Consider the following 6,760-nt stretch of genomic DNA (forward strand, 5'->3'; position numbering starts at 1 on the left):
CGCTCACTCCTGCGCGGGGGGCGGGCCTTCGGATTGCGCGGAACGGCGGCGCGCGGCCTCGGCCGTCCCCTTGATGATCGCGTTGAGGCTGCCAGAGGCTTCCAGTCCGATCATGTGCCCGACCTCCGGCAGCACCACGAACCGCTCCAGCCAGCCGCTCTCGGACAGCGCCTCGGCGATCTTCCGGCTATGCCCGAGCGGCAGCACCTGGTCTCTCGCCCCGGCCACCACGGTCGTCGGCACGGCCAGCCGCCCCACGCCGGACCGGATGTCGAGCGGGACCAGCGCGCGCTGCCACTCGCTGCGGGCGCGGGGCGAGCAGTCGAGCGCCATGCGGGCCGTGAAGTCCACATCGGCGTCCCGCGCCGTGGGGGACAGCGCGTAGCCGCGCACGACAAGCCTCGTCAGCCATGAATTGCGGACCAGCCCCGTCGGGAAGGGCAGCCGGTACGCGGCGACGAGCGCCTCGTTGAACCGCCGAGGCCTGCAGTGCGCCGAGGTCCCGACGAGCACGGCCGCTTCCGCCCGCTCGCCGACCCGGTCGGGATGGCGCTCCGCCCAGGCGATGACGCTCATCCCGCCCATGCTGTGCCCGGCCAGCACCGCCCGCTCCCCGTCCTGCAGGACGTGCGCGAGCACCGCGTCCAAGTCGTCGGCGAGCAGGTCCACCGTGAACGGCCCGGCCCCGGCTTCGCTGCGTCCGTGCCCGCGCTGGTCGAAGGCGACGACGCGGAACTCTCCGACGAGTTCGTGCACCTGCGGCAGCCACGCCTCCGCCACACAGGTCCAGCCGTGCGCGAGCACCAGCGGCGGCGCGGCGGGCGGTCCGTATTGCAGCACCCGCAATCGGGCGCCGTCCGAGCTCGTCGCCCACGACTCGCTCGGGGCGGCCGGGGGCGCGAGGTCCGGGCGGGGCCGGGCGCGTTTGGCGGGCCAGAGCAACGCCGCTGCCGCCCCTGCCGTCGCGACGCCCGCGAGCAAGGTGAGAGAAAATCCGCTGCGCGCCATACCCCGAATCCTAGCGGGCGCGGCCCCGCCCACGGCCGAACGAGGTCAGCGAGCCCTGCTCACGCCCGCTTGCTCAACGAAATCGCCGAGGACGGGCACACGGCCTCCGCCTTGCGGGCCGCCTCGACCTGGTCCGCGCGCAAGAGGATCGGGCCTGCGCCCGCAGGCGCGGGCGGCTCCCCGCCCAGCACCTCGGCGATCCCGTCGTCGTTGAAGCTGAACAGCTTGGAGTTCTCGTGCAGGCAATACCCCGAACCCATGCACAGGTCCTGGTCGACCGAAACCTCGTACTTGTCTGCCATCTGTCGTCTACTCCTCGAAATGCTTGGTCAACGTGACGGGAACCCCGAAGCTCTATCCAATGTGATGGGAACCCCACCTTTGACGATACCGGAGAAGGCGAACTGGTGCGGGAGGAGATTATCGAAGCCGCGCTCGCCGAATTCGCCGAGCGCGGCTACCACCAAACCTCGATCACCCATATCGCGGCCCGCCTCGGGTCTGGGCACTCGCTGTTCTACCGCTACTTCGAGAACAAGCGGGACATCCTGCAGCACGTGGTCGAGCATGCGATGGCACGGACGCTGGCAACGCTCGCCGAAGTGTCCACCGGCCCGATCGCCTCGATCGAAGAGTTCCGCGACTTCTCCGAGCGGCTCGGCCTCTCCCTCACGGCCACCTTCTGCGAAGACCCCCGCATCTCGCAGCTCCTATTGCAAAGCGCGACCGTGGACGACGAGCTCGTCCAGCAGTTCAACACCATATTCGACATGGGCAGCGCCGCGCTCGCCGACATCCTCCGCTCCGGGGTCGAAGCGGGCTACGTGCGCCCGGACGTCGACATCGAGGCGACAGCGGATTCCATCGTCGCCATCCCGCTGGGACTACAGGCCCGATACGGGCTCCAGCCCGACTACGAACCGCTCGCCGCCAGGGTGCGCGCCACCGTCGACCTCGTCAGCCGGGGCGTCGAAGCGCGCTAGCCCGCCGTCCCGCCCCGAACAGGCCGCGCGGAACACGGAATAAAACATCGGATCATTCGGTTAAACGGTGTAGTATAGATGGCCATTAGATGAATAACAGAGGAAGTACAGACGAATGAAGACCATCATGATCGGCGCGGTCGCGGCTTTTGGCGGCATGCTCGGAATCGCCGCCCAGGCGGACGCGGCCCCGGTGCGCGACACCGTCGCCGTCCACCTCGCGAGCAACGGCACGGGCCAGGGCTCGTCCGAGGACGGCCCCACCCGGCCCGGCGGCAAAACGCATTTCCCCCGAAACGGCATGACGCACAAGGCCGACAAGGAGCCCGTCACGGGCCAAGGCCCGAACCAAGGCACCCCCGCCCTGCGCGACAGCCTCGGCGCCGCGCTCGGCAACGGCTCGTAACCACAGCCGAGCGGCTCGCGCCGCGAAAGCAGAGAGGCTGCCCACTTCGGTGGGCAGCCTCTCTGCTTTCGCGTTGAGCAACCGGACTAGAAGTCCCAGTCCTCGTCCTCCGTCGCCACAGCCTTGCCGATCACGTAGCTCGAACCCGAGCCTGAGAAACAAGCGCCGTGTGGTTCCCGTCCGCGCTCGGCGACAGACCTCAGAAGTCCCAGTCCTCGTCCTCCGTCGCCACAGCCTTGCCGATCACGTAGCTCGAACCCGAGCCTGAGAAGAAGTCGTGGTTCTCGTCCGCGTTCGGCGACAGGGCCGAGAGGATCGCCGGGTTCACCGACGTCTCGTCCTTCGGGAACAGGCCCTCGTAGCCGAGGTTGTTGAGCGCCTTGTTCGCGTTGTAGCGCAAGAACTTCTTCACGTCCTCCGTCAGGCCCACCGGGTCGTAGAGGTCCTGGGTGTACTCCACCTCGTTGTCGTACAAGTCGAAGAGCAGGCTGAACGTGAAGTCCTTGAGCTCCTCGCGGCGCTGCTCGGTCGCGAGCGCGAGGCCGCGCTGGTACTTGTACCCGATGTAGTAGCCGTGCACCGCCTCGTCACGGATGATGAGCCGGATGAGGTCGGCCGTGTTCGTGAGCTTCGCCCGCGAGGACCAGTACATCGGCAGGTAGAAGCCGGAGTAGAAGAGGAAGGACTCCAACAGGGTCGAGGCGACCTTGCGCTTGAGCGGGTCGTCGCCCCGGTAGCGCTCCAACACGATCGAGGCCTTGCGCTGCAGGTTCGGGTTCTCCTCCGACCAGCGGAACGCCTCGTCGATCTCGGGCGTGTTGCTGAGCGTCGAGAAGATCGAGCTGTAGCTCTTGGCGTGCACGGACTCCATGAACGCGATGTTCGTGTAGACGGCCTCCTCGTGCGGGGTGAGCGCGTCGGGGATGAGGCTGATCGCGCCGACCGAGGCCTGCACGGTGTCGAGCAGCGTGAGGCCGGTGAACACCCGCATCGTCAGGCGCTGCTCGTCCTCGCTGAGGGTGTGCCAGGACTGGATGTCGTTGGACAGCGGCACCTTCTCCGGCAGCCAGAAGTTCCCGACCAGCCGTTCCCAGACCTCGGAGTCCTTCTCGTCGGCGACCCGGTTCCAGTTGATCGCCCTGGTGAGACCAGTCTTGTTCAGAGTGTGCATGACACGCAGCCTTCCACTTCGGTGCCTTCCAGCGCGAGCTGGCGCAGGCGGATGTAGTACAGCGTCTTGATCCCTTTACGCCAGGCGTAGATCTGCGCTTTGTTGATGTCGCGGGTCGTCGCGGTGTCCTTGAAGAACAAGGTGAGCGAGAGGCCCTGGTCGACGTGCTGGGTCGCCGCGGCGTAGGTGTCGATGATCTTCTCGTACCCGATCTCGTAGGCGTCCTGGTAGTAGTCCAGGTTGTCGTTCGCCAGGTACGGGGCCGGGTAGTAGACCCGGCCGATCTTGCCCTCTTTGCGGATCTCGATCTTCGCGGCCACCGGGTGGATCGAGGAGGTCGAGTGGTTGATGTACGAGATCGAGCCGGTCGGCGGCACCGCCTGCAGGTTCTGGTTGTAGATCCCGTGCGCCACAACGGAGTCCTTCAGGCGCTCCCAGTCGGCCTTGGCCGGGATGTCCACCTTCGCCTGCGCGAAGAGCTCGCGCACCCGCTCGGTCTTCGGCTCCCAGGCCTGGGCCAGGTACTTCTCGAAGAACTCGCCGCTCGCGTATTTCGAGCGCTCGAAGCCCGTGAAGGCCCGGCCCCGCTCGATCGCGATCTTGTTCGAGGCGGAAAGCGCGTGGTAGAGCACCGTGTAGAAGTAGATGTTCGTGAAGTCCACGCCCTCTTCGGAGCCGTAGTGGATCCGCTCGCGGGCGAGGTAGCCGTGCAGGTTCATCTGCCCGAGGCCGATGGCGTGCGACTGGTCGTTGCCCTCGGCGATGGACGGCACCGAGTCGATCCGGGTCTGGTCCGAGACCGAGGTGAGCGCCCGGATCGAGGTCTCCACCGTCTTCCCGAGGTCCGGGGAGTCCATCGTCTTCGCGATGTTCAAGGAACCGAGGTTGCAGGAGATGTCCTTGCCGACGTGGTCGTAGCTCAGGTCCGCGTTGAACGTGGAGGCCGTGGAGACCTGGAGGATCTCCGAGCACAGGTTCGAGTGCGTGATCCTGCCGTCGATCGGGTTCGCCCGGTTCACGGTGTCCTCGTACATGATGTACGGGTAGCCGGACTCGAACTGCAGCTCCGCGATGGTCTGGAAGAACTCCCGGGCGTTGATCTTCTTCTTGTGGATCCGCTCGTCGTCCACCATCTCGTGGTACTTCTCGGTCACGCTGATCTCGGCGAACGGGACGCCGTAGACCCGCTCCACGTCGTACGGGGAGAAGAGGTACATGTCGTCGTTGCGCTTGGCCAGCTCGAACGTGATGTCCGGGATGACCACGCCGAGGGAGAGCGTCTTGATCCGGATCTTCTCGTCCGCGTTCTCCCGCTTGGTGTCGAGGAAGCGCATGATGTCCGGGTGGTGGGCGTGCAGGTAGACTGCGCCCGCGCCCTGGCGCGCCCCGAGCTGGTTCGCGTAGGAGAACGAGTCCTCCAAGAGCTTCATCACCGGGATCACGCCCGAGGACTGGTTCTCGATCTGCTTGATCGGCGCGCCCGCCTCGCGGATGTTCGTCAGGAGCAGCGCCACGCCCCCGCCCCGCTTGGAGAGCTGCAGCGCGGAGTTGATCGAGCGGCCGATGGACTCCATGTTGTCCTCGATCCGCAAGAGGAAGCAGGAGACCGGCTCGCCGCGCTGCTTCTTGCCGCAGTTGAGGAACGTCGGGGTGGCGGGCTGGAACCGGCCCTCGATGATCTCCTCGACGAGCTGGCCTGCCAGCTCCTCGTCGCCGTCCGCGAGCGCGAGCGCGACCATGACCACCCGGTCCTCGAAGCGCTCCAGGTACCGCTTGCCGTCGAACGTCTTGAGCGTGTACGAGGTGTAGTACTTGAACGCGCCGAGGAAGGTCGGGAACCGGAACTTCTTCGCGTACGCCTGGTTGAAGAGCCCTTTGACGAACTCGGACGAGTATCGCTGCAGCACCTCTGGCTCGTAGTACTCGTTCTCGACGAGGTAGTCGAGCTTCTCCTCGAGGTTGTGGAAGAAGACCGTGTTCTGGTTGACGTGCTGGAGGAAGTACTGGTTGGCGGCCTCCCTGTCCCGTTCGAACTGGATCTCGCCGTTCGCGCCGTAGAGGTTGAGCATCGCGTTGAGCGCGTGGTAGTCCAAATGCTCGACGTGCTGCTTGTGCGCGGGCGCGCCGTGCTTGGCCTCGGCGGCCGACGGGCCTGCCTCGGTCGGGTTGTTCAAAGTCGATGTCACCGGTGCTCCATTCCTTTGGGCTTCGTTGGTGGTTGTCTGCGGGTGTCGGGCCGGGGCCTCAGGCCGAGAGCGCGAAGTCTGACGCGCAGATCTCCCGCACTGCGCGCACGTCCTCTTCCGTGCCCATGAGCTCGAACCGGTACAGGAACGGGACCTGGCATTTGCGCGAGACCACCGCCCCCGCATAGCCGTACTCGGAGCCGAAATTGGTGTTCCCGGCTGCGATCACGCCCCTGAGGAGGGCGCGGTTCTCCGGGTCGTTCAGGAATTTGATGACCTGCTTGGGCACGTACCCGCCCGCCTTGCCCGGGACCGGATGCCCGCCGCCGTAGGTGGGGGTGATGAGCAGGTAGGGCTCGACCGCCTTGACGGCGCGCTCGTCGCCGCGAACGGGGATCCTGGTGGCCGAGAGGCCCAGTTTTTGGACGAAACGATGGGTGTTCTCCGACACCGAGGAGAAGTAGAACACGCGCATCGCTTCGCTCCTCTCGCTCGCGTCAGGCGGCCACAGTCGCGGAGGCGAGCGCGGCGATCCGGTCCGGGCGGAAGCCCGACCAGTGCTCCCCGCCCGCGACGACCACCGGGGCCTGCAGGTAGCCGAGGGCCATCACGTAGTCCCGCGCGTCGGTGTCCACCGAGAGGTCCACCACCTCGTGCGCGACGCCCGCGCGGTCGAGGGCGCGGTGGGTGGCGTCGCACTGCACGCACGCGGGCTTGGTGTACAGGGTGATGGTGTGCGTCGTGCTGAGATCGCTCATTCGGGGTGGCTCCTGGCAGTGGTCGAGAGATGGCTGATGGGGTCCGCTGAAGGGATGGTTTCTTTCGCTTCCTCAACACTACACCTTGTGGCCGACAAGGCAAGCGAACACAACAGGTTGTGAATCACAATCATGAAATTCCCTGGTCGCGAGCAGGCTGCGGCCTGCGGCGCAGGGAGCGCCCATCGGGCCTCCCCCCCAACGGCCTCCCCAAAAACAGCAGGCGTGGCCGCCCCTGGGGGCGGCCA

Annotated in this window: 8 protein-coding genes; 2 read left to right on the forward strand and 6 right to left on the reverse strand. The window is 66.4% G+C overall.

Annotated elements, in window-relative coordinates:
- Positions 1-3: 3 nt before the first annotated feature.
- Together ACRC20_RS03615 and ACRC20_RS03620 are read right to left on the reverse strand one after the other, a co-directional pair.
- A complete protein-coding gene (locus tag ACRC20_RS03615) occupies positions 4-1,008 on the reverse strand; it encodes an alpha/beta fold hydrolase (RefSeq protein ID WP_438684977.1) in 1,005 nt (334 codons plus the stop codon).
- A 59-nt stretch (positions 1,009-1,067) separates the two neighbouring features.
- A complete protein-coding gene (locus ACRC20_RS03620) occupies positions 1,068-1,310 on the reverse strand; it encodes a ferredoxin (protein ID WP_438684978.1) in 243 nt (80 codons plus the stop codon).
- A gap of 54 nt (positions 1,311-1,364) precedes the next feature.
- On the opposite strand from ACRC20_RS03620, the gene ACRC20_RS03625 reads away from it, so the two are divergent.
- Together ACRC20_RS03625 and ACRC20_RS03630 are read left to right on the forward strand one after the other, a co-directional pair.
- On the forward strand, positions 1,365-1,991 hold the full coding sequence (locus tag ACRC20_RS03625) for a TetR/AcrR family transcriptional regulator (RefSeq protein ID WP_438684983.1): 627 nt from the start codon (positions 1,365-1,367) through the stop codon (positions 1,989-1,991).
- A gap of 115 nt (positions 1,992-2,106) precedes the next feature.
- Positions 2,107-2,397: a hypothetical protein gene (locus tag ACRC20_RS03630; protein ID WP_438684979.1), complete on the forward strand. Its 291-nt coding sequence runs from the start codon at positions 2,107-2,109 to the stop codon at positions 2,395-2,397.
- 199 nt (positions 2,398-2,596) lie between these two features.
- Here ACRC20_RS03630 and nrdF read toward each other — a convergent pair whose 3' ends face one another.
- From nrdF to nrdH, 4 genes are all read right to left on the reverse strand, one after another.
- Positions 2,597-3,568 carry a class 1b ribonucleoside-diphosphate reductase subunit beta gene (gene nrdF, locus ACRC20_RS03635; protein ID WP_438684980.1) on the reverse strand — a complete coding sequence of 324 codons (972 nt, stop codon included), beginning with the start codon at positions 3,566-3,568 and terminating at the stop codon, positions 2,597-2,599.
- On the reverse strand, positions 3,556-5,637 hold the full coding sequence (nrdE, locus tag ACRC20_RS03640) for a class 1b ribonucleoside-diphosphate reductase subunit alpha (protein WP_438684984.1): 2,082 nt from the start codon (positions 5,635-5,637) through the stop codon (positions 3,556-3,558). Before nrdE ends, nrdF begins: the two co-directional genes overlap by 13 nt.
- 175 nt (positions 5,638-5,812) lie before the next feature.
- Positions 5,813-6,229, reverse strand: coding sequence for a class Ib ribonucleoside-diphosphate reductase assembly flavoprotein NrdI (gene nrdI, locus ACRC20_RS03645; RefSeq protein ID WP_438684981.1), 417 nt, complete (start codon positions 6,227-6,229; stop codon positions 5,813-5,815).
- Positions 6,230-6,251: 22 nt separating this feature from the next.
- Positions 6,252-6,512, reverse strand: a complete 261-nt coding sequence (gene nrdH / locus ACRC20_RS03650; protein ID WP_438684982.1) for a glutaredoxin-like protein NrdH — start codon at positions 6,510-6,512, stop codon at positions 6,252-6,254.
- Between the last annotated feature and the right edge of the window lie 248 nt (positions 6,513-6,760).

The sequence above is a fragment of the Segniliparus sp. genome, from assembly GCF_051660745.1.
Classification (GTDB): Bacteria; Actinomycetota; Actinomycetes; order Mycobacteriales; family Mycobacteriaceae; genus Segniliparus.

What these genes read in the sequence shown, in the direction of transcription:
- nrdE (WP_438684984.1), bottom strand. Translation starts at nt 5,637, where the DNA reads ATGCTCAACCTCTACGGCGCGAACGGCGAGATCCAGTTCGAACGGGAC.
- nrdI (WP_438684981.1), bottom strand. Translation starts at nt 6,229, where the DNA reads ATGCGCGTGTTCTACTTCTCCTCGGTGTCGGAGAACACCCATCGTTTC.
- nrdF (WP_438684980.1), bottom strand. Translation starts at nt 3,568, where the DNA reads ATGCACACTCTGAACAAGACTGGTCTCACCAGGGCGATCAACTGGAAC.
- ACRC20_RS03620 (WP_438684978.1), bottom strand. Translation starts at nt 1,310, where the DNA reads ATGGCAGACAAGTACGAGGTTTCGGTCGACCAGGACCTGTGCATGGGT.
- ACRC20_RS03615 (WP_438684977.1), bottom strand. Translation starts at nt 1,008, where the DNA reads ATGGCGCGCAGCGGATTTTCTCTCACCTTGCTCGCGGGCGTCGCGACG.
- nrdH (WP_438684982.1), bottom strand. Translation starts at nt 6,512, where the DNA reads ATGAGCGATCTCAGCACGACGCACACCATCACCCTGTACACCAAGCCC.
- ACRC20_RS03630 (WP_438684979.1), top strand. Translation starts at nt 2,107, where the DNA reads ATGAAGACCATCATGATCGGCGCGGTCGCGGCTTTTGGCGGCATGCTC.